Origin of the sequence: Streptomyces sp. NBC_00989 (assembly GCF_045162655.1) — a bacterium.
Lineage (GTDB): Bacteria > Actinomycetota > Actinomycetes > Streptomycetales > Streptomycetaceae > Streptomyces.
In genome coordinates this window covers 8,375,815-8,400,903 of sequence record NZ_CP108728.1, presented here as the reverse complement: position 1 = coordinate 8,400,903, position 25,089 = coordinate 8,375,815, and the positions used below count along the sequence as shown (strand labels likewise).

General features: G+C 70.7%; 22 protein-coding genes. 8 read left to right on the top strand and 14 right to left on the bottom strand.

Going from position 1 to position 25,089, the window contains the following annotated elements; all coding sequences use genetic code 11:
* Window positions 1-64: 64 nt before the first annotated feature.
* From OG714_RS37580 to OG714_RS37570, 3 genes are all read right to left on the bottom strand, one after another.
* Window positions 65-1,528 (bottom strand): glutamate synthase subunit beta, encoded by a 1,464-nt coding sequence (locus OG714_RS37580; protein WP_406127812.1) that lies wholly within the window; start codon window positions 1,526-1,528, stop codon window positions 65-67.
* The gene (gene gltB / locus OG714_RS37575) at window positions 1,521-6,116 is read right to left on the bottom strand and encodes a glutamate synthase large subunit (RefSeq protein WP_406127811.1); all 4,596 of its coding nucleotides are present in this window, start codon (window positions 6,114-6,116) and stop codon (window positions 1,521-1,523) included. Before gltB ends, OG714_RS37580 begins: the two co-directional genes overlap by 8 nt.
* 365 nt (window positions 6,117-6,481) lie before the next feature.
* Window positions 6,482-7,213, bottom strand: coding sequence for a VIT1/CCC1 transporter family protein (locus OG714_RS37570; protein ID WP_406127809.1), 732 nt, complete (start codon window positions 7,211-7,213; stop codon window positions 6,482-6,484).
* Between the two features lie 290 nt (window positions 7,214-7,503).
* On the opposite strand from OG714_RS37570, the gene OG714_RS37565 reads away from it, so the two are divergent.
* The 7 genes from OG714_RS37565 to OG714_RS37535 all read left to right on the top strand — a co-directional run bounded on the left by OG714_RS37565 (window position 7,504) and on the right by OG714_RS37535 (window position 15,336).
* The gene (locus tag OG714_RS37565) at window positions 7,504-8,595 is read left to right on the top strand and encodes an ADP-ribosylglycohydrolase family protein (protein ID WP_406127808.1); all 1,092 of its coding nucleotides are present in this window, start codon (window positions 7,504-7,506) and stop codon (window positions 8,593-8,595) included.
* Between the two features lie 83 nt (window positions 8,596-8,678).
* A complete protein-coding gene (locus OG714_RS37560; protein WP_406127806.1) occupies window positions 8,679-9,881 on the top strand; it encodes an ADP-ribosylglycohydrolase family protein in 1,203 nt (400 codons plus the stop codon).
* An 8-nt stretch (window positions 9,882-9,889) separates the two neighbouring features.
* Window positions 9,890-11,083: an ADP-ribosylglycohydrolase family protein gene (locus OG714_RS37555; protein ID WP_406127804.1), complete on the top strand. Its 1,194-nt coding sequence runs from the start codon at window positions 9,890-9,892 to the stop codon at window positions 11,081-11,083.
* Window positions 11,071-12,435, top strand: coding sequence for an ADP-ribosylglycohydrolase family protein (locus OG714_RS37550; protein ID WP_406127803.1), 1,365 nt, complete (start codon window positions 11,071-11,073; stop codon window positions 12,433-12,435). The genes OG714_RS37555 and OG714_RS37550 overlap by 13 nt, the downstream gene beginning before the upstream one ends.
* Window positions 12,432-13,328: a ribokinase gene (gene rbsK / locus OG714_RS37545; protein WP_406127801.1), complete on the top strand. Its 897-nt coding sequence runs from the start codon at window positions 12,432-12,434 to the stop codon at window positions 13,326-13,328. The genes OG714_RS37550 and rbsK overlap by 4 nt, the downstream gene beginning before the upstream one ends.
* Complete coding sequence (locus OG714_RS37540) at window positions 13,325-14,527, top strand: CaiB/BaiF CoA transferase family protein (protein WP_406127799.1); 1,203 nt, start codon at window positions 13,325-13,327, stop codon at window positions 14,525-14,527. The genes rbsK and OG714_RS37540 overlap by 4 nt, the downstream gene beginning before the upstream one ends.
* The gene (locus OG714_RS37535) at window positions 14,524-15,336 is read left to right on the top strand and encodes an HpcH/HpaI aldolase/citrate lyase family protein (RefSeq protein ID WP_406127797.1); all 813 of its coding nucleotides are present in this window, start codon (window positions 14,524-14,526) and stop codon (window positions 15,334-15,336) included. The genes OG714_RS37540 and OG714_RS37535 overlap by 4 nt, the downstream gene beginning before the upstream one ends.
* Before the next feature lie 57 nt (window positions 15,337-15,393).
* Here OG714_RS37535 and lgt read toward each other — a convergent pair whose 3' ends face one another.
* From lgt to hisI, 11 genes are all read right to left on the bottom strand, one after another.
* Window positions 15,394-16,380, bottom strand: coding sequence for a prolipoprotein diacylglyceryl transferase (gene lgt, locus OG714_RS37530; RefSeq protein WP_406127796.1), 987 nt, complete (start codon window positions 16,378-16,380; stop codon window positions 15,394-15,396).
* Between the two features lie 103 nt (window positions 16,381-16,483).
* Entirely contained in the window at window positions 16,484-17,263 is a 780-nt protein-coding gene (locus OG714_RS37525; RefSeq protein WP_406127794.1) for a DsbA family protein, read from the bottom strand.
* Window positions 17,264-17,340: 77 nt separating this feature from the next.
* The gene (gene trpA, locus OG714_RS37520; RefSeq protein ID WP_406127792.1) at window positions 17,341-18,156 is read right to left on the bottom strand and encodes a tryptophan synthase subunit alpha; all 816 of its coding nucleotides are present in this window, start codon (window positions 18,154-18,156) and stop codon (window positions 17,341-17,343) included.
* Window positions 18,153-19,436 (bottom strand): tryptophan synthase subunit beta, encoded by a 1,284-nt coding sequence (trpB, locus tag OG714_RS37515; protein ID WP_406127791.1) that lies wholly within the window; start codon window positions 19,434-19,436, stop codon window positions 18,153-18,155. Before trpB ends, trpA begins: the two co-directional genes overlap by 4 nt.
* A gap of 57 nt (window positions 19,437-19,493) precedes the next feature.
* A complete protein-coding gene (trpM, locus tag OG714_RS37510) occupies window positions 19,494-19,736 on the bottom strand; it encodes a tryptophan biosynthesis modulator TrpM (RefSeq protein ID WP_406127790.1) in 243 nt (80 codons plus the stop codon).
* Window positions 19,737-19,758: 22 nt separating this feature from the next.
* Window positions 19,759-20,568 (bottom strand): indole-3-glycerol phosphate synthase TrpC, encoded by an 810-nt coding sequence (gene trpC / locus OG714_RS37505; protein ID WP_019062275.1) that lies wholly within the window; start codon window positions 20,566-20,568, stop codon window positions 19,759-19,761.
* A gap of 126 nt (window positions 20,569-20,694) precedes the next feature.
* The gene (locus OG714_RS37500) at window positions 20,695-21,150 is read right to left on the bottom strand and encodes a DUF2752 domain-containing protein (RefSeq protein ID WP_406127787.1); all 456 of its coding nucleotides are present in this window, start codon (window positions 21,148-21,150) and stop codon (window positions 20,695-20,697) included.
* 99 nt (window positions 21,151-21,249) lie between these two features.
* A complete protein-coding gene (locus OG714_RS37495) occupies window positions 21,250-21,498 on the bottom strand; it encodes an HGxxPAAW family protein (RefSeq protein WP_406127786.1) in 249 nt (82 codons plus the stop codon).
* A gap of 230 nt (window positions 21,499-21,728) precedes the next feature.
* Window positions 21,729-22,373 (bottom strand): TIGR02234 family membrane protein, encoded by a 645-nt coding sequence (locus tag OG714_RS37490; protein ID WP_406127784.1) that lies wholly within the window; start codon window positions 22,371-22,373, stop codon window positions 21,729-21,731.
* 52 nt (window positions 22,374-22,425) lie between these two features.
* Complete coding sequence (locus OG714_RS37485; RefSeq protein WP_366494075.1) at window positions 22,426-23,904, bottom strand: anthranilate synthase component I; 1,479 nt, start codon at window positions 23,902-23,904, stop codon at window positions 22,426-22,428.
* Between the two features lie 11 nt (window positions 23,905-23,915).
* Window positions 23,916-24,362 (bottom strand): phosphoribosyl-AMP cyclohydrolase, encoded by a 447-nt coding sequence (gene hisI, locus OG714_RS37480; protein ID WP_406127782.1) that lies wholly within the window; start codon window positions 24,360-24,362, stop codon window positions 23,916-23,918.
* Window positions 24,363-24,444: 82 nt separating this feature from the next.
* Here hisI and OG714_RS37475 point away from each other — a divergent pair, with 82 nt between their 5' ends.
* Entirely contained in the window at window positions 24,445-25,080 is a 636-nt protein-coding gene (locus OG714_RS37475) for a TIGR03085 family metal-binding protein (RefSeq protein ID WP_366494073.1), read from the top strand.
* The last annotated feature ends 9 nt before the right edge of the window (window positions 25,081-25,089 follow it).

The following is a 25,089-nucleotide window of genomic DNA, read 5'->3' as shown; positions in this document are numbered from 1 at the left end:
GCACGCCTTTGTGCGGACGTCTTTTGATGAACCGTCAGACGGCGAACCGTCGGACCAGGAACCGTCAGACCATCAACGCCCGGTCCGTCGGCCGGATCGGGGCCGGCAGTTCGCTCGCGCCGGTGAGGAAGCGGTCGACGCCGCGCGCGGCCGAGCGGCCCTCCGCGATCGCCCACACGATGAGGGACTGGCCGCGGCCCGCGTCACCGGCGACGAAGACGCCGGGGACGTTGGTCTGGAAGTCGGCGTCGCGGGCGATGTTGCCGCGCTCGTCGAGGCCCAGGGCGAACTGGTCGACGAGGCCGTTCTCGCGGTCGGGGCCGGTGAACCCCATGGCCAGCGTGACCAGTTGGGCGGGGATCTTGCGCTCCGTGCCCGGCTTCTGGGTCAGCTTGCCCTCGATGAACTCGACCTCGACGAGGTGCAGCCACTGGACGTTGCCGTCCTCGTCGCCCTCGAAGTGGGTGGTGTTGACGGAGTAGACCCGCTCACCGCCCTCCTCGTGCGCGCTCGTCACCTTGTAGAGCATCGGGAAGGTCGGCCAGGGCTGCGCGACCGCGTTCCGCTCGTCGCCCGGGCGGGGCATGATCTCCAACTGCGTGACGGAGGCGGCGCCTTGGCGGTGCGCCGTACCGACGCAGTCCGCGCCGGTGTCGCCGCCGCCGATGACGACGACGTGCTTGCCCTCGGCCGAGATCGGGGCGGTGACGTAGTCGCCTTCCTGGACCTTGTTCGAGAGGGGCAGGTACTCCATCGCCTGGTAGACGCCGGTCAACTCCCGTCCGGGGACGGGGAGATCACGCGCGGTGGTGGAGCCGGCGGCGATGACGACCGCGTCGTAGCGCTTGCGGAGGTCGGTGGCCTTGAGGTCGCGGCCGATCTCGATGCCCGTACGGAAGCGGGTGCCCTCCGCGCGCATCTGCTCGATACGGCGGTTGATGTGCCGCTTCTCCATCTTGAACTCGGGGATGCCGTACCGGAGAAGGCCTCCGATGCGGTCCGCGCGCTCGTAGACGGCGACGGTGTGGCCCGCCCGCGTGAGCTGCTGGGCGGCGGCGAGGCCCGCCGGGCCCGAGCCGATGACCGCGACGGTCTTGCCGGAGAGGCGCTCGGGGGCCTGCGGGGCGACGTCGCCCGTCTCCCACGCCTTGTCGATGATGGAGACCTCGACGTTCTTGATGGTGACCGGCGGCTGGTTGATGCCCAGCACACAGGCAGCCTCGCACGGCGCGGGGCACAACCGCCCGGTGAACTCGGGGAAGTTGTTCGTCGCGTGCAGACGCTCCGACGCGGCCGTCCAGTCCTCGCGGTAGGCGTAGTCGTTCCACTCGGGGATCAGGTTCCCCAGCGGACAGCCGTTGTGGCAGAACGGGATGCCGCAGTCCATGCACCGGCCGGCCTGCTTGCCGATGATCGGCAGCAGCGAACCGGGGACGTAGACCTCGTTCCAGTCCTTCAGACGGACGTCCACGGGGCGGGACTTGGCGACCTCGCGCCCGTGGTTCAGAAAGCCCTTCGGGTCAGCCATTGATCGCCGCCTCCATCATCTTCTCGGTGATCTCGGTCTCGGAGAGACCCGCGAGCTCGGCGGCTTCCTTGGCGGCGAGCACTGCCTTGTACGCACTGGGGATGATCTTGCTGAAGCGGTCCACGGAGACGGCCCACTCGGCGAGCAGCTTCTCGGCGACCGTGGAACCGGTCTCCTCGGCATGCCGGCGCACCACGTCGTGCAGCCACTGCTTGTCGGTGTCGTCCAACTCTCCAACGGCGCCCGCGTTTCCGACGTTCACGTTGTCGGGGTTCAGGTCGATGACGTAGGCGATACCGCCGGACATGCCCGCCGCGAAGTTGCGGCCGGTCTCGCCGAGCACGACCGCCCGGCCGCCGGTCATGTACTCGCAGCCGTGGTCGCCCACACCCTCGGAGACCACCGTGGCACCGGAGTTGCGGACACAGAACCGCTCACCGGTACGACCGCGCAGGAACAGTTCGCCGCCGGTCGCGCCGTAGGCGATGGTGTTGCCCGCGATGGTGGAGAACTCGGCGAGGTGGTCGGCGCCCCGGTCGGGGCGGACGATGACCCGGCCGCCCGAAAGGCCCTTGCCCACATAGTCGTTGGCGTCGCCCTCCAGGCGCAGCGTGACACCGCGCGGGAGGAAGGCACCGAAGGACTGGCCGGCGCTGCCGGTGAAGGTGATGTCGATGGTGTCGTCGGGCAGACCGGCCCCGCCGAACTTCTTCGTCACCTCGTGGCCGAGCATCGTGCCGACCGTGCGGTTGATGTTGCGGATCGCGACCTGGGCGCGGACCGGCTGGGCGTCGGTGGCGCTGGACGCGGCGAGAGCGTCGGCGGCGAGCTTGATCAGCTCGTTGTCGAGCGCCTTCTCCAGGCCGTGGTCCTGCTTGATGACCTGGTGGAGGGCGGCGCCGTCCGGGAGTTCGGGGACGTAGAACAGCGGGGCCAGGTCGAGGCCCTGCGCCTTCCAGTGGTCCACGGCGCGCTCGACGTCCAGCGTTCCGGCCTTGCCGACGGCTTCCTCGATGGTGCGGAAGCCCAGCTCGGCGAGGATCTCGCGGACCTCTTCGGCGATGAACTGGAAGAAGTTCACGACGTATTCGGCCTTGCCGGCGAACCGGTCGCGCAGCACCGGGTTCTGGGTGGCGATGCCGACCGGGCAGGTGTCGAGGTGGCAGACGCGCATCATGACGCAGCCGGAGACGACGAGCGGCGCGGTCGCGAAACCGAACTCCTCGGCGCCGAGCAGCGCGGCGATGACGACGTCACGGCCGGTCTTCAGCTGGCCGTCGGTCTGGACGACGATCCGGTCGCGAAGTCCGTTGAGCAGCAAGGTCTGTTGGGTCTCGGCGAGGCCCAACTCCCAAGGTCCGCCGGCGTGCTTGAGGGAGGTGAGCGGGGAGGCGCCCGTACCGCCGTCGTGGCCGGAGATGAGGACGACGTCCGCGTGCGCCTTCGACACACCCGCGGCGACCGTGCCGACACCGACCTCCGAGACCAGCTTCACGTGGATCCGCGCCTGCGGGTTCGCGTTCTTCAGGTCGTGGATCAGCTGGGCGAGGTCCTCGATGGAGTAGATGTCGTGGTGCGGCGGCGGCGAGATGAGACCGACACCCGGCGTCGAGTGCCGCGTCTTCGCGACCCACGGGTAGACCTTGTGGCCGGGCAGCTGGCCGCCCTCGCCGGGCTTGGCGCCCTGGGCCATCTTGATCTGGATGTCGTCCGCGTTGACCAGGTACTCGGAGGTGACGCCGAAGCGGCCGGAGGCGACCTGCTTGATGGCGCTGCGCCGGGCCGGGTCGTAGAGCCGGTCCGCGTCCTCGCCGCCCTCACCGGTGTTGGACTTGCCACCCAGCTGGTTCATGGCGATGGCGAGCGTCTCGTGCGCCTCCAGGGAGATGGAGCCGTACGACATGGCGCCGGTGGAGAAGCGCTTGACGATCTCGGAGACGGGCTCGACCTCGTCGATGGAGATCGACGGGCGGTCCGACTTGAAGCCGAAGAGGCCGCGCAGCGTCATCAGCCGCTCGGACTGCTCGTTCACGCGGTCCGTGTACTTCTTGAAGATGTCGTAGCGGTTGGTGCGCGTCGAGTGCTGGAGGCGGAAGACCGTCTCCGGGTCGAACAGGTGCGGCTCGCCCTCGCGGCGCCACTGGTACTCGCCGCCTATGTCGAGGGCGCGGTGCGCGGGCGCGATGCCGCTCGCGGGGTACGCCTTCGCGTGGCGGGCGGCGACCTCCTTGGCGATGACGTCGATGCCGACGCCGCCGATCTTGGTGGCCGTACCGCTGAAGTAGCTGTTGACGAACTGCTCGTCCAGGCCGACCGCTTCGAAGACCTGGGCGCCCCGGTAGGAGGCGACCGTCGAGATGCCCATCTTGGACATGACCTTGAGGACGCCCTTGCCGAGCGCGTAGATCAGGTTGCGGATGGCCTGCTCGGCCTCGATGTCGGTGAGGAAGGTGCCCGCGCGGACGAGGTCCTCGACGGACTCCATCGCCAGGTACGGGTTGACGGCCGCGGCGCCGAAGCCGATGAGCAGGGCGACGTGGTGGACCTCGCGGACGTCACCGGCCTCGACCAGCAGGCCCACCTGGGTGCGCTGCTTGGTGCGGATGAGGTGGTGGTGGACGGCGGCGGTGAGCAGCAGCGAGGGGATCGGCGCGTGCTCGGCGTCCGAGTGCCGGTCCGAGAGGACGATCAGGCGAGCGCCGTTCTCGATCGCGGCGTCGGCCTCGGTGCAGATCTCGGCGAGGCGGGCGGCGAGGGAGTCGCCACCGCCGGAGACCCGGTACAGGCCGGAGAGGGTCGCGGCCTTCATGCCGGGCATGTCGCCGTCGGCGTTGATGTGGATGAGCTTGGCCAGCTCGTCGTTGTCGATCACCGGGAAGGGCAGGGTGACGCTACGACAGGACGCGGCCGTCGGCTCCAGCAGGTTGCTCGCCGGTCCGAGGGACGAGCGCAGGGAGGTCACGAGCTCTTCCCTGATCGCGTCCAGCGGCGGGTTGGTGACCTGCGCGAACAGCTGGGTGAAGTAGTCGAAGAGCAGCCGCGGGCGGGCGGAGAGCGCGGCGATCGGCGAGTCGGTGCCCATCGAACCGATGGGCTCGGCACCGGCCTTGGCCATCGGCGCGAGGATGACGCGCAGCTCTTCCTCGGTGTAGCCGAAGGTCTGCTGGCGGCGGGTGACCGAGGCGTGGGTGTGCACGATGTGCTCACGCTCGGGCAGGTCGGACAGCTCGATCTCACCGGCTTCGAGCCAGTCGGCGTACGGCTTCTCGGCGGCGAGGCCGGCCTTGATCTCGTCGTCCTCGATGATGCGGTGCTCGGCGGTGTCCACGAGGAACATGCGGCCGGGCTGGAGGCGGCCCTTGCGGACGACCTTCGCGGGGTCGATGTCGAGGACGCCGACCTCGGAGCCGAGGACGACGAGGCCCTCGTCGGTGACCCAGTAGCGGCCGGGGCGCAGGCCGTTGCGGTCGAGGACCGCGCCGACCTGGGTGCCGTCGGTGAAGGTGACGCAGGCCGGGCCGTCCCAGGGTTCCATCATCGTGGCGTGGAACTGGTAGAAGGCGCGGCGGGCCGGGTCCATGGAGTCGTGGTTCTCCCACGCCTCCGGGATCATCATCAGCACGGAGTGCGGCAGCGACCGCCCACCGAGGTGGAGGAGTTCGAGCACCTCGTCGAAGGACGCGGAGTCGGAGGCCTCGGGCGTGCAGATCGGGAAGATCCGGTCGATCTTCTCCTGGTCTCCGAAGAGGTCGGAGGCGATCTGGGACTCGCGGGCCGCCATCCAGTTGCGGTTGCCCTTGACCGTGTTGATCTCGCCGTTGTGCGCGACGAAGCGGTACGGGTGGGCGAGCGGCCACGACGGGAAGGTGTTCGTGGAGAACCGGGAGTGCACGAGCGAGATCGCGGAGGCGAAGCGCCGGTCGGACAGGTCCGGGAAGAAGGGCTCCAGCTGACCGGTGGTGAGCATGCCCTTGTAGACGATGGTCCGGGCGGACAGCGACGGGAAGTAGACGCCGGCCTCGCGCTCGGCGCGCTTGCGCAGCGCGAAGGCCTTGCGGTCGAGGTCGATGCCCTGGCTCTGCCCGTCGCTCACGAAGAGCTGACGGAACAGCGGCATGGTGGAACGGGCCGTGGCACCGAGGAGTTCGGGCGCGGTCGGAACCTCGCGCCACCCGAGCACCGTGAGGCCTTCTTCTACGGCGATCGTCTCAACCTGCGAGACGATCGCGTCGGCGCCGTCCTCGGGCAGGAAGGCGATGCCGACCGCGTATCCACCGGCGTCGGGGAGGTCGAATCCGGCCACCTCGCGGAAGAAGGCGTCCGGCACCTGGGACAGGATGCCCGCGCCGTCGCCCGAGTCGGGCTCGGCACCGGTGGCACCGCGGTGCTCCAGGTTGCGCAGCACTGTGAGCGCCTGCTCGACCAGCGCGTGGCTCGCCTCGCCGGTGAGGGTGGCCACGAAGCCGACGCCACAGGCGTCGTGCTCGTTGCGGGGGTCGTACATACCCTGCGCGGCAGGGCGAGCATCCATGAAGGACCAGTTCTGGCCATTCGCGGTGTGCTGGGACGGCTGGCGCGGCGTACGCATCGGCTCTCCCGTCGTCGTCGTGGCATATGCATGGGCATAGGGACGACGTTGGCCCTCTGCGAGTTAGCGCAAAATTTCGTGCAGGTTACATGATGGAACGGTTCTCGGGAACCGGATACTCCGTTCCAACATGCGGACGCCGCGGGGTCGCGGCGGAGCACCGCACCAGCGGTGAAGGTTAAGGGGACCAAAGCGGACAGATCGATGTCCGCCGGTCCAGGGCAGAGGGAGCGTCGTCGCCCATCCCGCGGGTGCGCCGCGAGCGTCATTGCCCACAGCGCTTACGGCTCATGCCCAGTGGTTAAGCGTTCGAAACCAGCGAGTAACGGCTACTTATGCGACCCAGCGCATAAGTGCGCGCAGAGCTATCCTACGACCGTTCCGAACAGGGTGCCCAGGGCGTACGTCACACCGGCCGCCGCACCCCCCAGGGCGAGCTGCCGCAGCCCGCTGAACCACCAGGTCCGCGCGGTCACCCGGGCCACCACCGCACCGCACCCGAACAACCCGACGAGCGCGAGCAGCAGCGCCGGCCACAGCGCGGTCGCCCCGAGCAGGAACGGCAGCACGGGAAGCAGCGCGCCCAGCGCGAACGCCCCGAAGGACGACACGGCGGCGACGAGCGGCGAGGGCAGATCACCGGGATCGATGCCCAACTCCTCGCGGGCATGTATCTCCAGAGCCTGCTCGGGATCACGCGAGAGCTGCCGGGCGACTTCACGGGCGAGTTCGGCGTCGACACCGCGGGCGGCATAGAGCGAGGCGAGCTCTTCCTCCTCGTCCTCCGGATGCTTGCGCAGCTCGCGCCGCTCGACATCGAGTTCGGCCTCGACCAGTTCACGCTGGGAGGCGACGGAGGTGTACTCGCCGGCGGCCATGGAGAAGGCGCCGGCGGCGAGCCCGGCCAGCCCGGTGATGACGACGGTCTGATGACTGACGGCACCGCCGACGACACCGGTCATCAGGGCGAGGTTGGAGACGAGACCGTCCATCGCGCCGAACACGGCGGGGCGCAGCCAACCACCGTTCACATCACGATGGGTGTGGTTGTCGCGGTGCGCTTCGTGGAGCGTCGCCTCGGTCTCGATGATGGCCATGCGGTGATCCCCCAGGAGGTTCAAGAAACTAAGGAAAGGCTAACTTTGGACAAGTTCTACTCTTTGACAACACTCAATATACGGCTTTCATTTCCCGCTCACCAGCAAGGAAAGGCTGGGCTAACCTGCACCTTTACCCTCGAACGCTCATACGTGCGGAGGTCTATTCAAATGTCGACCGGGTGATGCTGCACTCCGTCAGGCTCTGCCGAAGGCCACCCGTGGGAGACATCCGCAAAGGGTTCCGCGCCCCGAGGCGCCCTGAGGGAACCCCGTAGGAGAGGCCGCGTATGGCATCGATCGCCTGCATTCCCCCGGTCCCGGCGCCCAAGAACGCCACCGAACTCCGCGAACGGGCACGCGGCGCGCTGCTCGGCCTGGCGGTAGGGGACGCCCTGGGGGCACCGGCAGAAAACATGAAGCCCTCGGAGATCCGCGCCCGTTGGGGCCGCATCACGGGATACGTGGCCGAGAACCCGGCCGGCACGGACGACACGGAGTACGCGATCTTCTCCGGCCTCCTCCTCGCCCGCCACGGCTCGGCGCTCACGCCGACCCACGTGGAGGCGGCGTGGCACGAGTGGATCGCGGACCGCGACGAGGGCCCGTTCCGGGGAGCGGGCTTCAGTGAACGGGGAACGCTGGAGAACCTCCGCAGAGGCCTGGCGGCCCCGATCTCGGCGCAACACCGCCACGCGTGGAGCGACGGCCTGGCCATGCGCGCGGCCCCCTTCGGCGTCTTCGCGGCGGGCCGCCCGGCGGAAGCGGCCCGTCTCGTCGCGATCGACGGTTCGGTGAGCCACGACGGCGAGGGCATCTACGGCGGCCAGGCGGTCGCGGCGGGTGTGGCGGCGGCGATGGCGGGAGCCCCCACGATCGCCGTGGTCGCCTCCGCCCTGGCGGTAGTCCCGGACGACTCCTGGACGGCCCGCTCCCTACGCCGAGCGGTGGCGGTGGCCCACCGAGGCGAACGAGCGGTCCGCTCCGCGGTGGTCATCGGCGGCTACCCGTGGACCGACCTGGCCCCCGAGGCAGTGGCGTTGGCCTTCGGCGCATACGCGGCAGCGGACGGCGACTTCACGGAGTCGGTCCTCACGGCGGTCAACATGGGGAGGGACGCGGATACGACGGCCGCGGTGGCGGGGGCGCTGGCGGGTGCAACTCGGGGCGCCTCGTCGATCCCGTCCGATTGGGCGGCGGCGATCGGTCCGGCACGGGGAAGCTGCCTACCGGCGATGGCCGGCCACCATGTGCTGGACATCGCGGAGTTGCTGGTCCCAGGAGAGGGCGGGAAGTGGGGCACGGGGGGCGTACTGCGACGGGATCAGCGGGAGCAACGGGAGTACGTGCTGGCCGCGGATGAGGACGAGGTGCAGCTGTGAGGCGCGAGAAGAGCGGGGGCGACGGGGTGGCGCGGAACGCGCAACGGATCGAACGTGCGGTTGCTGGAGGCGAGTTCGCGCCGATGGCGCCACCCGCACCCGACAACGAGACCCGTACGGGCGGTGCGGGTGGGAACACCAAGGCCGATGGCGGAGCCGAGGCCGTTCACAAGGCTCGCCGGATCGAGGGGCTGCTGCTCGGGCTCGCCGCAGGTGATGCCGCAGGTTGGCCCGCCGCACGGCACCGCGCGGCCCGGATGCCCGAGTGGACCCGCCGCCTCACCCGCGAGCTGGACACCTTCGCCGAACAGAACGCGACCACGACCCTCCCCGTCCCCATCGCCCTCAACCAACCCCCCGAGCCTCTCCGCCTGGGCCCCTCCGACGACGCCGAATGGGCAGCCTTCGCCGCAGAAGCCGTACTGAGGGCCGGCGACGACACAGTCCTCGGCGACCTCAGCAGAGAACGCAGAACCCGAGCCGCGATCGACCTCACCTGGAACGCCATCGCGAGCGAAGTCGCCGCCGCAGCAGACCGCGCCCCGGAGGTCGAATCCGCCGTACTCCCCCTACGCGCCCGCATCTCGGTAAGGGCCGGCCTGGGCAACCTCGCCGCAGGCCTACGCCCTCCCGCCACAGGCCACGACAACCCCCACTACTTCGACGACGCGGCCTGCGTAAGGGCATGCGTACTCGCAGTGGCCCACCCCGGCGACCCCCAACGCGCCGCCGCCCTCGCCGAGTTCGACGCCCATTACACCCAGGACGGCGACGGAGTCCACGGCGCCAGAGCCATGGCCGCGGCCCTCTCCCTCGCCCTGGTCGGCGCGGACGTGGACGAGTGCGTGGCAGCGGCCCTCGCCGAACTCCCCGAAGCCACAGAGATCGGCCGCAACGCCCGCCACGCACTGAAGTTGGCCCAGGACAGCGACAGCGCCTTCGCCCTGATCCCCCTCCTGGAACACCAGATCGTCGACCACGTCTACAGCTACGGCATCGCGGCCGCCGAAACCGTCCCGGTAGCCCTGGCTCTCGCCACCGCCGCCCGCGGCCGTATCGCGGAAGCGGTCCCCGCCGCAGCCTGCCTCTCCCGAGTGGCCGACTCAGCCCCGGCACTCGCAGGCGCCCTGACCGGAGCACTCAGCGGCGGCCAAGCAATCCCGGCCACCTGGCGGGACGCCTGCCGCACCCTCTCCGGCTGCGCACTCCCCCGCCTCACCGGCACGGACCTCGTAGAACTCGCCGAACTCCTGGAAGCCACACAACCGGCCCCACCAGGAGGATGATTCGGTGCATGGCACCTAAAAAACCCAAAGAATCCAAACAGCCCAAAGAAACAGAAACCAGCCTCGACGAGAGGATCACCGGAGCCCTCGTGGGCGCCGCGGTCGGCGACGCCCTCGGCGGCCCCGTCGAGGGCTACTCCCCCGACCAGATCCTCGAACGCCACGCCGGCCGCGTCCACGGCATCGTCGGCCCCTGGAACGGCGAAGCCTGGCGCACCGCCCGCCCCATCGCCCCGTACCACAAGGGCGACGGCCACGTCACCGACGACACCTTGATGACCCACGCTCTCGTACGGGTCTACGCCCAGGTCCGCGACCACCTGGACGCCTACTCCGTCGCCGACCACCTCGTCCCGGACCTGATGCGGAACCCGCGCTGGATCCCGGAGTTGGAGGCGGAAGCCATCCCCCTCCAGCGCGTCTTCCTCGCGGAGAAATGGCTCGCGACCCGCCTCCACTACGGCCACGTCGACCCCCGCGAGGCCGGCGTCGGCAACATCGTCAACTGCGGTGCCGCGATGTACATGGCCCCGGTCGGCCTGGTCAACGCGGCCCATCCGGCGGCCGCTTACGCCGAGGCCCTCGACATCGCGGGCGCCCACCAGTCGTCGTACGGCCGAGAGGCGGCCGGCGTCTTCGCCGCGGCGGTGGCCGCAGCCTGCGTCCCGGGCGCGACCCCCGACTCAGTAGTGGCCGCCTGTCTCGCCCTGGCGAAGGACGGCACCCGCACCGCCATCGAGCAGGTCTGCGAAGTGGCCGCCCGTTACTCGGACTTCGAGTCGGCGCTGGTTCCCCTTCGGGAGGCGGTCGCACCGTACGACACGGTCGGCCCCGACTACCGCGCCCCCTCCCTGGACGCCCGCCGCCCCTCCCGCACCAAGGCGATCGAGGAACTCCCCGTCGCGCTCGGCATGTTGGTGGTCTCCGGCGGCGACTACCGCCACGCGGTGCTGGGTTCGGTGAACTACGGCCGAGACTGCGACTCGATCGCGACGATGGCCGGCGCGGTGGCCGGCGCCCTCGGCTCCCCGGTCCCGCAGGACTGGTCGAAGACGGTCGCCGAGGCCAGCCGCCTCGACCTCTGGGAACCGGCCACGGCCCTCACCGCCGTCACCCGCGAACTCTTCGAGCGCGATGTCCGCCGACGCCGGGCCCACGAGGCGGCGTTCACCGAGATCGGAGGGCTGCGGTGCTCCGACTGACCTGGGTCCAGCCGGAGGACCTGCTCGGACACGAGCTGCGCCAGGCCGCCCAGGACGGACGCGAACCGTCGGCGATCGCGGCGCGATGGCGAGCGGCGGGCGGCGCCGAGGCACCGGCACGGGCGGGCGCGTCGGCCCAACCCCCCACCCGTTACCTCCGGTTGCTCGCCGAGGACCTGCTGGACGAACTGGCCGACCTGCCCGGCAAGCTGGCGGACCAGGAGCCCACCGACCTGGCACGCATCAAAGCCCTCTGCCCCAACTGGCCCACCCCACAAGCCACTTCTCCACTCCTCCCACCCCGCCCGGCCCGCTTCCAGGCCGCCTGGCTGGGCCGCGCCGTCGGCTGCCTCCTCGGCAAACCGGTGGAGAAGCTCCCCCTCGACGGCATCCGCCAACTCGCCCGCGCCACCGGCAACTGGCCCCTCAACACCTACTTCACCGCCCGGGGCGTCCCCACCGAACTCCTCGCCGCCCACCTCTGGAACCGCCGCTCCGCCCCCACCTCCCTGGCCGAGAACATCGACGGCATGCCCGAGGACGACGACCTCAACTACCCCCTGTTGAACCTCCTGTTGCTGCAACGCCACGGCAGGGACTTCACCACCGCCGACGTGGCGAGGCTCTGGCTCGACGAACTCCCCGCAGGCCGCACCTTCACCGCCGAACGCATCGCCTACCGCAACCTCCTCACCGGCCTGGAGCCCCCGCGAACGGCCCGCCACCGCAACCCGTTCCGCGAGTGGATCGGCGCCCTGATCCGCGCCGACGTGCACGGCTGGACCAACCCCGGAAACCCCGCCGCCGCAGCCGAACAGGCCCACCGCGACGCCACCTTGACCCACACCGCGAACGGCGTCTACGCGGCGATGTTCACAGCGGCCGTCATCGCCACCGCGACCACCGGCACCCACGACATCCACACCTGCCTGCGCACCGGCCTGACGGTCGTCCCACCCGACTCCCGTCTCGCGAAGGCGATCCGCCATGCCGTCCAACTGGCCAGGCAACAACGGGACTTCGACACCGTCGTGGACGAACTCCACGCCATCTACTCCCCCACCCACCACTGGGTCCACGCGATCCCGAACACCGCCCTGATCGCCGCCGCCCTCACCCACGCGGACGGCGACTTCACCGGCTCCATCTGCCGTGCGGTGTCCGGGGGTTGGGACACCGACTCGAACGGAGCGACGGTCGGCAGCATCGCCGCCCTCCTCTCGGACACCCCGCTCCCCGACCGCTGGACGACCCCCCTCAAGAACCGACTCGCCACCTCCGTAGGCGACTTCAACGGCATCGGCTTCGACACTCTCGCCCGGCTCACCCATCAGGAGACCGCCCGCCCATGACCCACATCGCCGTGCTCGGCAGCACGAACATGGACCTCGTCGCCTACGTCGCGAAGGCCCCGCAGCGCGGAGAGACCGTGACGGGGCGGGAGTTCCGCACCATCCCCGGCGGCAAGGGCGCCAACCAGGCGATCGCCGCGGCCCACGCGGGCGCGACGGACGTCACGATCGTCGGCGCGGTCGGCAACGACGCCTACGGCGCCCAACTCCGTTCCACGTTCGAACACTCCGGCGTCGACACAGACCATCTGCGCACCGTCGAGGGCCCGTCCGGCACCGCGCACATCGTCGTGGACGACGAGGGCGGCAACGCGATCGTCGTCATCCCCGCCGCCAACGGCACCGTCGACCACCTCGCCCCCGGCGACGAGGCCACGATCGCCACGGCCGACGCCCTGCTCCTCCAACTCGAAATCCCCCTCGCCGCCGTGATCGCCGGCGCGGAGGCGGCCCGCCGCCACAGTGTCCGTACGGTCCTCACGCCCGCGCCCGCCCAGCCACTACCCCCCGAACTTCTCGCCGCCGTGGACCTGTTGGTCCCCAACGAGCACGAGGCCACCGCCCTCACCGGCCGCACCGACCCTCGCGAGGCGGCGGCGGCCCTGCTCGACCAGGTGCCCGAGGTGATCGTCACCCTGGGCGCGGCGGGCATCCTGTACGCGGCCCGGGGCGCCGAGCCGTTCACCGTCCCCGCACCTCAAGTGACCGCCGTGGACTCGACGGGCGCGGGCGACACCTTCGTCGGCGCGCTGGCGGTGGCGCTCGCCGAGGGCCGCCCGATGCGGGACGCGCTGTCCTGGGCGGCAGCGGCGGCGGCACTCTCCGTGCAGCGGCCCGGGGCGACGGCGTCGATGCCGTACCGCGCGGAGATCGACAAGCAGTACGCGTCATGACCGGGACGACGACCACAACTCCCCTTTCCGGCCTGCGCGTTCTCGACCTCGCGACGCTCTTCGCCGGACCCCTCGCCGCCACCATGCTCGGCGACTTCGGCGCCGAGGTCATCAAGGTCGAGCACCCGACCAAACCCGACCCGTCCCGGGGCCACGGCCCCTCGAAGGACGGCATCGGCCTGTGGTGGAAGCTGCTCGGCCGCAACAAGCGCACGATCACCCTCGACCTGTCGAAGCCGGGCGGGCGCACCACCCTCCTCCGCCTGGCCGCCACCGCCGACGTGATCATCGAGAACTTCCGCCCCGGCACCCTGGAGAAATGGGACCTCGGCTGGGCCGAACTCTCCACCGCCAACCCCAAGTTGGTGCTCGCCCGGGTCACCGCCTTCGGCCAGTTCGGGCCCTACGCCCATCGCCCCGGCTTCGGCACGCTCGCCGAGGCGATGAGCGGTTTCGCCGCGATCACCGGCGAACCGGACGCGCCCCCGACGCTCCCGCCGTTCGGCCTCGCCGACTCGATCGCGGGCCTGGCGACGGCGTACGCCGTGATGACGGCCCTCGCCGCCCGCGACCGCACCGGCGAGGGCCAGGTGGTCGACATGGCGATCATCGAACCGATCCTCACCGCGCTGGGCCCCCAACCCCTCTGGTACGACCAACTCGGCCACGTCCAGCCGCGCACCGGCAACCGCTCCCAGAACAACGCCCCGCGCAACACCTACCGCACGGCGGACGGCAGTTGGGTCGCCGTCTCCACCTCGGCCCAGTCGATCGCCGAGCGCGTGATGCGCCTGGTCGGCCGTCCGGAACTGATCGACGAACCGTGGTTCGCGACGGGCGCGGACCGGGCCCGGCACGCCGACGTCCTGGACGCGGCGGTCGGCGACTGGATCGCGCAGCGCACCCGCACCGAGGTCCTCGCGGCCTTCGAGAAGGCGGAGGCGGCGGTCGCCCCCATCCAGGACGTACGGGACGTCATGACGGACCCGCAGTACCAGGCGCTCGACACGATCACCACCGTCGACGACCCCGAACTCGGCCCCCTCCGCATGCAGAACGTCCTCTTCCGTCTCTCCGCCACCCCCGGCGCGATCCGCTGGACCGGCCGCCCCCACGGCGCCGACACGGACCCGGTCCTGACCGAACTCGGCCTGACCGAAAACGAGTTGGCCACGCTCCGCCAGGAGGGCGCCCTGTGACCCCGTACCCCCTGACCTGGCTCTACGTCCCCGGCGACCGCCCCCCGATCGTCGCCAAGGCCCTCGCCGCCGGCGCCGACGTGGTCGTCGTGGACCTGGAGGACGCGGTCGCCCCGGACCGCAAGGCCTACGCCCGAGCGGCCACGGCGGAGCTTCTCTCGGAGCCCCAACCCAACGTCCACGTCCGCGTGAACGCCATGGACACCCCCTGGGCGGCCGACGATCTCCGCACCCTCGCACCCCTCCCGGGCGTGTCCGGCCTACGGCTCCCGAAGGTGACGTCCGCGGAGGAGGTCGTAGCCGTAGCGGAAAAGGCCCGCGACCTCCCCCTGTACGCCCTCCTGGAGACGGCCCTCGGCATCGAGCGGGCCTTCGCGATCGCCGCCGCGCACTCCTCCGTGCACGGCGTCGCGCTCGGCGAGGCGGATCTACGGGCCGACCTGGGCGTACGCGACGACGCCGGCCTGGACTGGTCCCGCTCCCGGGTGATCGTCGCCGCCCGGGCCGCGGGGCTGGCCCCGCCGCCCCAGTCCGTCCACCCGGACATCCGCGACCTGGGGGGCCTGGCGGCCTCCTGCGCCCACGGCCGCGCCCTGGGTTTCCTCGGCCGCGCGGCGATCCATCCCCGTCAACTCCCGGTCATCGAGAGCGCGTTCCTCCCGACGGGCGAGGAGATCGAACAGGCCGAGACGATCGTCAAGGCGGCCATGCGGGAGGAGGGCGCCCAGGCCCTGCCCGACGGCCGGTTCATCGACGCGGCCGTGGTGGCGGCGGCGCAGCGAACGCTCACGTTGGCGCGCCGCACCTGAACACGATGAGGGCGCCCCGTGCGACACGGGGCGCCCTCATCGTCGTAGAACCGGCCGTCAGCCCTTCTTCGCGGACTCGGCCTCGTCTTTCTTGACGTCCACTTCGTTCGCTACGTCCGCTTCCTCGGCGTCCGCGTCTTCCTTCGGCTCCTCCTCCGAGGCCGCCGGGCTGGCGTCACCGTCGGTCTCACCGCCGGAGGCATCCACATCCGCGTCCGCGTTCGTCTCCGTGTCCGGTTCGACGACCTCTTCGCGGCCCGGGCGCTTCTTCGCCGAGATCACGAAGTACGTGACCGCGAGCAGGAAGACGATCATCGCGGTCCAGTCGTTCAACCGCAGGCCGAGGATGTGGTGGGCGTCGTCGACGCGCATGTACTCGATCCAGCCGCGGCCGACGCAGTACGCGGCGACGTACAGCGCGAACGCCCGGCCGTGGCCCAGCTTGAAGCGGCGGTCGGCCCAGATGACGAGGAAGCCGACGCCGACGCACCACAACGACTCGTACAGGAACGTCGGGTGGTAGTAGCCGGGGACGCGGCCGTCCGTCGAGGACGTGATGTGCAGCGCCCAGGGGAGGTGCGTCTCGCGGCCGTACAGCTCCTGGTTGAACCAGTTGCCCCAGCGGCCGATGGCCTGGGCGAAGGCGATGCCGGGGGCGAGGGCGTCGGCCCAGGCGGGCAGCGGGATGCCACGGCGGCGGCAGCCGATCCACGCGCCCACCGCGCCGAGCGCGATCGCGCCCCAGATGCCGAGGCCGCCCTGCCACACCTTGAAGGCGTCCACCCAGTCGCGGCCCTCGCTGAAGTACAGCTCGTAGTCCGTGATCACGTGGTACAGGCGACCGCCGACTAGGCCGAACGGCACGGCCCAGACAGCGATGTCGGCCACCGTCCCGACCTTGCCGCCGCGGGCGACCCAGCGTTTGTTGCCGAGCCAGACGGCGACGAAGACGCCGATGATGATGCAGAACGCGTAGCCGCGCAGCGGAATGGGGCCGAGGTGGTAGACCCCGTGCGACGGGCTGGGAATGTAGGCAAGTTCCATGGCAGGGTCGACGCTACCGTGCCGGACCGTGGCGGCGGCAAGCGGCCCGGCTACGGCTCCATAACGGGCCGGTATGAAAACCGGCCCGCCCGCTTACCTCATGTCACCCCTTGTTCGCCGCCTGGACCAGCTGCTTCAGCTTCGCCGGGGTCATCGTCTGGTCCGCGTAGATGTTCTTGCCGTCGAAGAGGACGGTCGGGGTGCCGGTGAATCCGCCGGCCTGGAACGCGGCGGCGGACTTGGTGACCCAGCTGTCGTGCGTACCGCTGTTGACGCACTTCTGGAAGGCGGGCGTGTCGAGCCCGCTCACCTTGCCCGCCAGCTCGATGAGCTTGGCGTTGCTCGCGTAGGCGTCGTCCGTCTCCTTGGGCTGGTTCTCGTACAGCACGTCGTGGAAGTCACGGAACTTTCCGGCGTCCTGGGCGCAGGCCGCCGCGTTGGCCGCGCGCTTGGAGCCGCTGCCGCCGAGGTTGCCGTCGATGATCGTGACCAGGTGGTACTGCACCTTGAGCTGCCCGGAGTCCGTCAGCTCGTGGAGGGTGGAGCGGTACGCCGTCTCGAAGGCCTGACAGGCCGGGCAGCGGAAGTCCTCCCACACCGTGAGCGTCGGCTTGGCGCTGTCCTTGCCCACCTGGATCGCCAGGCTGTCCTTGCCGGTCGCCCCCGAGGGCGCCACCACCGGGCCCGCCTTGCTGCTGCCGCTGTCGTCCTTGCCGTGGTTCGCGGCGAGGACGCCGACCACCGATGCCAGACCCAGCACGCAGACGACGCTCGCGGCCACGATCAGCGTGCGCCGCCGCCTCTCCGCGGACTTCTGCTTCTCACGCTCGACCGCAAGCCGCTCGCGGGCGGTGCGCTTTCCGTCACGGTTCTTCTCGCTCACACCCGCAGAACGAACCGGGGAGGCGCAGCGCGCCTCCCCGGTCCCAGGTCCACCCATACGAGGGACCAGTCGTTCTGTTACGCCTGTCCGCGTACGCCCTTCGCGAGGTCGGCCGCGAGTGCGCGGACCGCCTCGACGCCGGCCGCGTCGTCCGGCGCGTCGAGCATCCCCTTGACGAAGGCCGAGCCCACGATCACACCGTCCGCGAAGCGGGCCACCTCGGCGGCCTGCTGGGCGTTCGAGACACCGAGTCCGACGCACACGGGCGTGTCGGTGGTGGCCCGGGTGCGTTCGACGAGGTCCTGCGCCTGCGCGCCCACGGACGCGCGGGTGCCGGTGACACCCATGAGCGAGGCGGCGTAGACGAAGCCGGTGCCGACCTTGGTGATCTCGGCGAGGCGGGCGTCCTTGCTGCTGGGCGCGACCACGAAGACCGTGGCGAGCCCGTGCTTCTCGGCGTGCTCCCTCCACAGCCCCGCCTCCTGCACGGGCAGGTCGGGCAGGATGCAGCCCGCGCCGCCCGCCTCGGCCAGCTCGGCGGTGAAGCGCTCGACTCCGTAGCGGTCGATCGGGTTCCAGTACGTCATGACGAGTACGGGCTTGCCGGTCGCCGCGTGGGTCTCGCGGACCGTGCGCATCACGTCGGCGATCTTGACGCCGCCGCGCAGGGCGATGTCGTCGGCGGTCTGGATGACGGGGCCGTCGAGGACGGGGTCGCTGTGCGGCAGACCCACCTCGACGATGTCGGCGCCGCCGTCGAAGGCCGCCTTGATCGCTTCGATGCCGCCGTCGACGGTCGGGAACCCGGCCGGGAGGTAGGCGATGAGCGCGGCGCGTCCCTCGGCCTTGGCGGCGGCGAGGGTGTCGCTCAACAGCTGGATGTTGCCGCTCACTTGGCGTCCCCCTCGATCTCCGCGACGTCGGCCGCGTTCGCCGCGACCTCGGCGTCCGTGTCGTACAGGCCGAAGTACCGCGCGGCCGTGTCCATGTCCTTGTCGCCGCGCCCGGACAGGTTGACGACGATCAGCCCGTCCTTGCCCAGCTCCCGGCCGACCTCCAGCGCACCGGCGAGCGCGTGGGCGCTCTCGATGGCCGGGATGATGCCCTCGGTGCGCGACAGCAGGCGCAGGGCCTGCATGGCGGCGTCGTCGGTGATCGCGCGGTACTCGCCGCGTCCGCTGTCCTTGAGGTAGGAGTGCTCGGGGCCGATGCCCGGGTAGTCAAGACCGGCCGAGATCGAGTACGGCTCGGTGATCTGGCCCTCCTCGTCCTGAAGGACATAGGACCGCGAACCGTGCAGGATGCCGGGTTCGCCCGCGGTCAGCGTGGCCGCGTGCTCGCCCGTCTCGACGCCGTGGCCGGCCGGCTCGCAGCCGATGAGGCGTACGTCCGCGTCCGGGATGAAGGCGTGGAACAGGCCGATGGCGTTCGAGCCGCCGCCGACGCAGGCGATCGCCGCGTCGGGCAGGCGTCCGGCGCGCTCCAGGATCTGGCGGCGGGCCTCGACGCCGATCACGCGGTGGAAGTCGCGGACCATGGCGGGGAAGGGGTGCGGGCCCGCGACCGTACCGAAGAGGTAGTGCGTACGGTCGACGTTGGCCACCCAGTCGCGGAACGCCTCGTTGATCGCGTCCTTGAGGGTGCGGCTGCCGGACTTCACGGCGATGACCTCGGCGCCGAGCATGCGCATCCGGGCCACGTTCAGCGCCTGGCGCTGGGTGTCGATCTCGCCCATGTAGATGGTGCATTCGAGGCCGAACAGCGCGCAGGCGGTGGCGGTCGCGACACCGTGCTGGCCCGCGCCGGTCTCCGCGATGACCCTGGTCTTGCCCATGCGCTTGGTGAGCAGGGCCTGACCGAGGACGTTGTTGATCTTGTGCGATCCGGTGTGGTTCAGGTCCTCGCGCTTGAGGAAGATCCGCGCGCCACCCGCGTGCTCCGCGAAGCGGGGCACCTCGGTGAACGCGCTCGGCCTGCCGGTGTAGTTGAGCAGAAGGTCGTCCAACTCGCGGGCGAACTCGGGGTCGTGCTTGGCCTTGTCGTACTCGACGGCCACCTCGTCCACGGCGGCGACGAGGGCCTCCGGGATGAACTTGCCGCCGAACGCGCCGAAGTAGCCTTCGGCGCTGGGGATTTGACCGTCGGGGTCGGGGATGAAGAACTCGCTGGGCATGCGGAAACCTCACGGTGAGTGTGTGGAATGACACTGAGCGCCGTGGGGCGGGGGTTGTTAGTCGGCTGCGGGCCGGCCATGGCCGGTCGCGCCCGCGCGGCCGTAGCCGCACATCAAATACAGCCCCGCGCCCCTGACGGGGCGCTGCCATCGACGGCCGTTCACCTGCCCAGGTTCGTCACCGATGACGTAACGCACCCTGCGGCCGTGCACCCGGCGTGCCGGGGCGCGGCAACCCCGAGGACGGCAGCCGCGCGCGAGGCGGGCGTGCCGGTCCATGGGGGTCAGGGTGAGTGTCATCGGGGGTCAGCCTAGCGGCCGATCAGCTGCGGCCGTGTCGCAGTGCTGGGTGCTCCCCCGCTGCCACCAGGTCCGACACCGCGGACTTGGGGTCGCGGCCGGTGACCAGGGACTCGCCCACCAGGACCGCGTCGGCGCCCGCGTTGGCGTAGGCGATGAGGTCATGGGGGCCGCGGACGCCGGACTCGGCGATCTTGACGATGTGGGCCGGGATCTCGGGGGCGACGCGCTCGAAGGTGCCTCGGTCGACCTCAAGGGTCTTGAGGTTGCGGGCGTTGACACCGATGATCTTGGCGCCGGCGTCGACCGCGCGGTCGACCTCGTCCTCGTCGTGGACCTCGACGATCGGCGTGAGGCCGATCGACTCGGCGCGCTCGATCAGGGACTCCAGGGCCGGCTGGTCCAGAGCCGCGACGATCAGCAGGGCGAGGTCGGCGCCGTAGGCCCGGGCCTCCCAGAGCTGGTACGACGTGACGATGAAGTCCTTGCGGAGGACCGGGATGTCCACGCGGGCGCGGACGGCCTCCAGGTCGGCCAGGGAGCCGCCGAAGCGGCGCTGTTCGGTGAGGACGGAGATGACGGCGGCGCCGCCCGCCTCGTAGTCCGCGGCGAGGCCCGCCGGGTCGGCGATCGCGGCCAGCGCGCCCTTGGAGGGGCTGGAGCGCTTGACCTCGCAGATGACCTTGACGCCGTCACCGCGCAGTGCGGCGACACCGTCCTTGGCCGCGGGAGCCTTCGCCGCGCGCTCCTTGAGCTCGTCGAGGCTGACGCGCGCCTGCCGTTCCGCCAGGTCGGCACGGACTCCGTCGATGATCTCGTCGAGCACACTCACGCGAGCGGCCCCCTTCCGGACGGTGGAAAAGCCATGGTCACATCTGACCTCGATGGTATCCGGAGGAAGGCGTAGCCCTCGCATCCGGTTGACGCCGGTCCCACTACCTGGACATGTGTCGGTTGATCAAGGATGTAGCCAGCCACCGAACGGCAGGTTCCGGACAACCGTGAAGACCAGCACCAACGCGCCCAGAGTCCACAGCTGAACCCTGCCGAGTTCGATCCGCGCGGGCCGGCCGCGCGCCGCACGGACCACCCAGACGGTCCATACGACCATGAAGGCCAGATAGCCCACTACGGCGATCGCGTTGTCCTGGAGAGCCGCCAGGAAGTCCCCGTGGATGAACTCGTGCGCGCTGCGCAGACCGCCGCAGCCGGGGCAGTACAGGCCGGTGAGGCGGTACAGGGGGCACACGGGGTAGTGGCCGGGCTGGTTCGGGTCGACCGTGCCGACGTAGGCGAAGGCTCCGGCCACGGCCGCGAGGACGCTCGCGGGCACGGCGACGCGGTTCAGTACGGAGGCGGAACCGGGGGCGCGCGTCTTCGGCACGCTCTGGCTGTCGGCGTTCACGTCTCGCATTGTGCCCCTTCGCCCTTTCCTGCGGCACGCGTGCGTGAGGGGCGGTTCCCGGTGCTCCCGGGACCGCCCCTCCACGAAGTGGTGGCTGACAGCTACGGCTCAGCTGTCGGCGTGCGCCGTCTTGCCGAGCAGCTCGGTCAGGTCCTTGGGACGGTCCTTGGGCATGCCCATTCCCATCGAGCTCATGACCCAGCCGACGATGCCGCCGACGACCGCGATCGCCATACCGGCCCAGAAGCCGATCGGCTGCGCCATGACCATGAAGGCGCCGCCGACCAGGAAACCGATGAAGATGATGGTGGTACCGGTCCAGGCGGCCAAAGTGTGACCGTGGCTGTTGCCCGCCATGACGTGCTCCTCGTTGCTGTGTACGTGTGTGAGCAGACGCTCACGCTTCATTGTTCCGCACGCGTGCGTGTGCGGTGCTTCGGGGTGGTGCCGTGTCCGCCGCGGTTCGGGAGCGCCCCGAAGGGGTGCGGGGCTGTGTCGGTTTGCGGCTCCGCCGCGTGGGCGCGACCAGCCACGACGCCGCCGCGGCCGACTGACGACGGACGCTTCCTTGCTCCTCGAGCGGAGCACTAGGCGCCGGTGGGGTCCTCACCGCGGTCCAGGGCCTTCCAGATGTCCTCGGGGCGGTCGGGGTCCACCACGGGAGCCCGCCGGGGGCGAGGCGCGCCGTTGCGTTCGTAGCGGCCCGACATCGCGGGCCAGCGGCGGCCGTAGAACAGGGCGAGCAGGCCGGCCAGCAGGATCAGGCCGCCGCCGACCGCGGCGACGTACGGCCAGGCGGTGTGGTCGAAGGCGTGGACGACGGACGAGGTGTCGCCGGAGGCCTGCGCGGCCTTGTCGTCGAGCGCGGAGCTGTCGGTGGCACCGAGGAGGGCCGCGGCGACGATGCCCGCGCCGGAGAGCGCGAGGAGGGCGGAGACCGCGAAGCGGCCCGTCCTGCGGACGGCGAAGACGGCGACGAGCGCGGCGAGGCCCACTATCGCGAGCGCCGCGGGCACACCCGTGACGTCGCTGCCCTTGGCGGACAGCGGGAACGCGTCGCCGGCCACCGTCGCGGTCCCCATCGACCAGCGCTGACGGGTGGCCAGCAGCGCCACGGCCGCGCCGAGCGCACCGCTCAGCAGGGCCACGGCGAGGCTACGGCGGCTGGCGCGCGCGGCGGGGCCTTCGCCTTCGGAACGGGGGTGAGGAACAGCAGCAGTCACGGGGTCCACTATCGCTCCAACCCCGGGCGAACCGTCACCCGGGGTTCATATGACCCTCGTCCTATTGCCCGAGCCGGTTCGCCGTGTGCACGGCGCGGAGGACCGCCGCCGCCTTGTTGCGGCACTCCTGGTCCTCCATCTCGGGGTCCGAGTCGGCGACGATGCCGGCGCCCGCCTGGACGTAGGCCGTGCCGTCGCGGAGGAGGGCCGTACGGATGGCGATGGCGGTGTCGGAGTCGCCCGCGAAGTCGAGGTAGCCGACGCAGCCGCCGTACAACCCCCTTCTGGACGGCTCGAGTTCGTCGATGATCTGCATCGCGCGGGGCTTGGGCGCGCCGGAGAGGGTGCCGGCGGGGAAACAGGCGGTGAGGACGTCGAAGGCGGTACGGCCGGGCGCCACGCGGCCGGTGACCGTCGAGACGATGTGCATCACGTGCGAGTACCGCTCGACGGACATGAAGTCGACGACCTCGACCGAGCCGGGCTCGCAGACCCTGCCCAAATCGTTACGGCCGAGGTCGACCAGCATGAGGTGTTCGGCACGCTCCTTGGGGTCGGCGAGGAGCTCGTCGGCGAGGGCCTGGTCCTCCTGCGGGGTCGCCCCGCGGTGCCGGGTGCCGGCGATCGGGTGGACCATCGCGCGGCCGTCCTCGACCTTGACCAGGGCTTCGGGGGACGAGCCCACGACGTCGAAGCCGTCGAAGCGGAACAGGTACATGTACGGGGACGGGTTGGTCGCCCTGAGCACCCGGTAGACGTCCAACGCGCTTGCCGTGCACGGTGTTTCGAAGCGCTGGGAGGGGACGACCTGGAAGGCCTCGCCGGCGCGGATGCGCTCCTTGATGTCCTCGACGGCCTCCTTGAAGTCGGGGCCGCCCCACAGCGCGGTGTACTCCGGAAGCTCGGAGGGCGGGAGCTGGGCGGGCGGCTGGGCCACCGCGCGGGAGAGGTCCGCCTCCATGGCGTCGAGGCGGGCGATCGCGTCCGCGTACGCCTCGTCGACACCGGTGTCGAGGTCGTTGTGGTTGATCGCGTTGGCGATCAGCAGGACCGAGCCCTCCCAGTGGTCCATCACGGCGAGGTCGCTGGTGAGGAGCATGGTCAGCTCGGGCAGCTTGAGGTCGTCGCGCTCGCCGGGGCCGATCTTCTCCAGGCGGCGGACGATGTCGTAGCCGAGATAGCCGACCATGCCGCCGGTGAAGGGCGGCAGGCCCTCCTGGTGGGGGGTGTGCAGGGTCTCGATGGTGGCGCGCAGGGCGGCGAGGGGGTCACCGTCGGCCGGGACACCGACGGGCGGGGTGCCGAGCCAGTGGGCCTGTCCGTCGCGGGCGGTGAGGGTGGCGGCGCTGCGCACACCAACGAACGAATAGCGGGACCAGGAGCGGCCGTTCTCCGCGGACTCCAGGAGGAAGGTGCCGGGGCGCTCCGCGGCGAGTTTGCGGTAGAGCGCGACCGGGGTGTCGCCGTCGGCGAGGAGCTTGCGCGTGACCGGAATGACGCGACGGTCGGTGGCCAGCTTGCGGAACGTCTCGAGGTCCATGGCGGCTGACCCTACTGATCCGAGGCGGCGGTGCCGGAATCAGCACCTTCTTCAAGAAGGCCTTCTTTGAAGTCTTCTTCGAGGTCTTCTTTGCGGTCTTCTTTGAGGAGCACGTCCGCGTCGAAGCAGGTGCGGGCGCCGGTGTGGCAGGCGGCGCCCACCTGGTCGACCTTCACGAGGACCGTGTCGGCGTCGCAGTCCAGGGCGACCGACTTGACGTGCTGGAAGTGGCCGGAGGTGTCGCCCTTCACCCAGTACTCCCGGCGGCTGCGGGACCAGTAGGTGCAACGGCCTGTCGTCAACGTCCGATGCAGCGCCTCGTCGTCCATCCAGCCGAGCATGAGCACCTCACCGGTGTCGTACTGCTGGGCGATCGCGGGGACGAGCCCGTCGGCGCTGCGCTTGAGGCGGGCGGCGATCTCGGGATCGAGGCTGCTGGGCTGGGGCGTGCTGGTCATGGGGCCATTGTGCCGCGCCCCACTGGCAGTCCTGGCCGGGCGTCCACTGTGCGGACCCCTCCCACGGTCGTAGGCTGACGGTATGTCGACCTTCGCCAAGCGTGAACGACTCCTTCTCGCCGATCTCCTGGAGACCGCGGGCCCGGACGCCCCGACTCTCTGCGAGGGGTGGCGGACCCGTGACCTCGCCGCGCACGTGGTGGTGCGCGAGCGCCGCGCCGATGCCGCCGGCGGCATCATGATCAAGCAGCTCGCGCCGCGGCTGGAGCGGGTGATGACGGAGTTCGCGGCGAAGCCGTACGAGGAACTGATCCAGCTGATCCGTACGGGCCCGCCGCGCTTCTCGCCGTTCCAGCTCAAGCAGCTCGACGAGGCCTCCAACACGGTCGAGTTCTACGTCCACACTGAGGACGTACGGCGGGCGCAGCCGGAGTGGACTCCGCGCGAGCTGGACCCGGTGTTCCAGGACGCCCTGTGGTCGCGCCTGGAGCGCATGGCCCGGCTGGTGGGCCGCACCGCGCCGACCGGGCTGGTGCTGCGCCGCCCGGACGGTCAGACGGCGGTCGCGCACAAGGGCGCGCCGGTCGTGACGGTGACCGGCGAGCCCTCGGAGCTGCTGCTGTTCGCGCACGGGCGGCAGAGCGTGGCCAAGGTGGAGCTGGACGGCGACGAGAACGCGATCGCCAAGCTCCAGGAGGCCAAGCAGCTGGGGATCTGAGCCGGCGGT

Coding starts and splice junctions, on each gene's coding strand:
- OG714_RS37580 (WP_406127812.1), bottom strand. CDS start 1,528: ATGGCTGACCCGAAGGGCTTTCTGAACCACGGGCGCGAGGTCGCCAAG.
- gltB (WP_406127811.1), bottom strand. CDS start 6,116: ATGCGTACGCCGCGCCAGCCGTCCCAGCACACCGCGAATGGCCAGAAC.
- OG714_RS37570 (WP_406127809.1), bottom strand. CDS start 7,213: ATGGCCATCATCGAGACCGAGGCGACGCTCCACGAAGCGCACCGCGAC.
- OG714_RS37565 (WP_406127808.1), top strand. CDS start 7,504: ATGGCATCGATCGCCTGCATTCCCCCGGTCCCGGCGCCCAAGAACGCC.
- OG714_RS37560 (WP_406127806.1), top strand. CDS start 8,679: ATGGCGCCACCCGCACCCGACAACGAGACCCGTACGGGCGGTGCGGGT.
- OG714_RS37555 (WP_406127804.1), top strand. CDS start 9,890: ATGGCACCTAAAAAACCCAAAGAATCCAAACAGCCCAAAGAAACAGAA.
- rbsK (WP_406127801.1), top strand. CDS start 12,432: ATGACCCACATCGCCGTGCTCGGCAGCACGAACATGGACCTCGTCGCC.
- OG714_RS37540 (WP_406127799.1), top strand. CDS start 13,325: ATGACCGGGACGACGACCACAACTCCCCTTTCCGGCCTGCGCGTTCTC.
- lgt (WP_406127796.1), bottom strand. CDS start 16,380: ATGGAACTTGCCTACATTCCCAGCCCGTCGCACGGGGTCTACCACCTC.
- trpB (WP_406127791.1), bottom strand. CDS start 19,436: ATGCCCAGCGAGTTCTTCATCCCCGACCCCGACGGTCAAATCCCCAGC.
- trpM (WP_406127790.1), bottom strand. CDS start 19,736: ATGACACTCACCCTGACCCCCATGGACCGGCACGCCCGCCTCGCGCGC.
- OG714_RS37500 (WP_406127787.1), bottom strand. CDS start 21,150: ATGCGAGACGTGAACGCCGACAGCCAGAGCGTGCCGAAGACGCGCGCC.
- OG714_RS37495 (WP_406127786.1), bottom strand. CDS start 21,498: ATGGCGGGCAACAGCCACGGTCACACTTTGGCCGCCTGGACCGGTACC.
- OG714_RS37485 (WP_366494075.1), bottom strand. CDS start 23,904: ATGGACCTCGAGACGTTCCGCAAGCTGGCCACCGACCGTCGCGTCATT.
- hisI (WP_406127782.1), bottom strand. CDS start 24,362: ATGACCAGCACGCCCCAGCCCAGCAGCCTCGATCCCGAGATCGCCGCC.
- OG714_RS37475 (WP_366494073.1), top strand. CDS start 24,445: ATGTCGACCTTCGCCAAGCGTGAACGACTCCTTCTCGCCGATCTCCTG.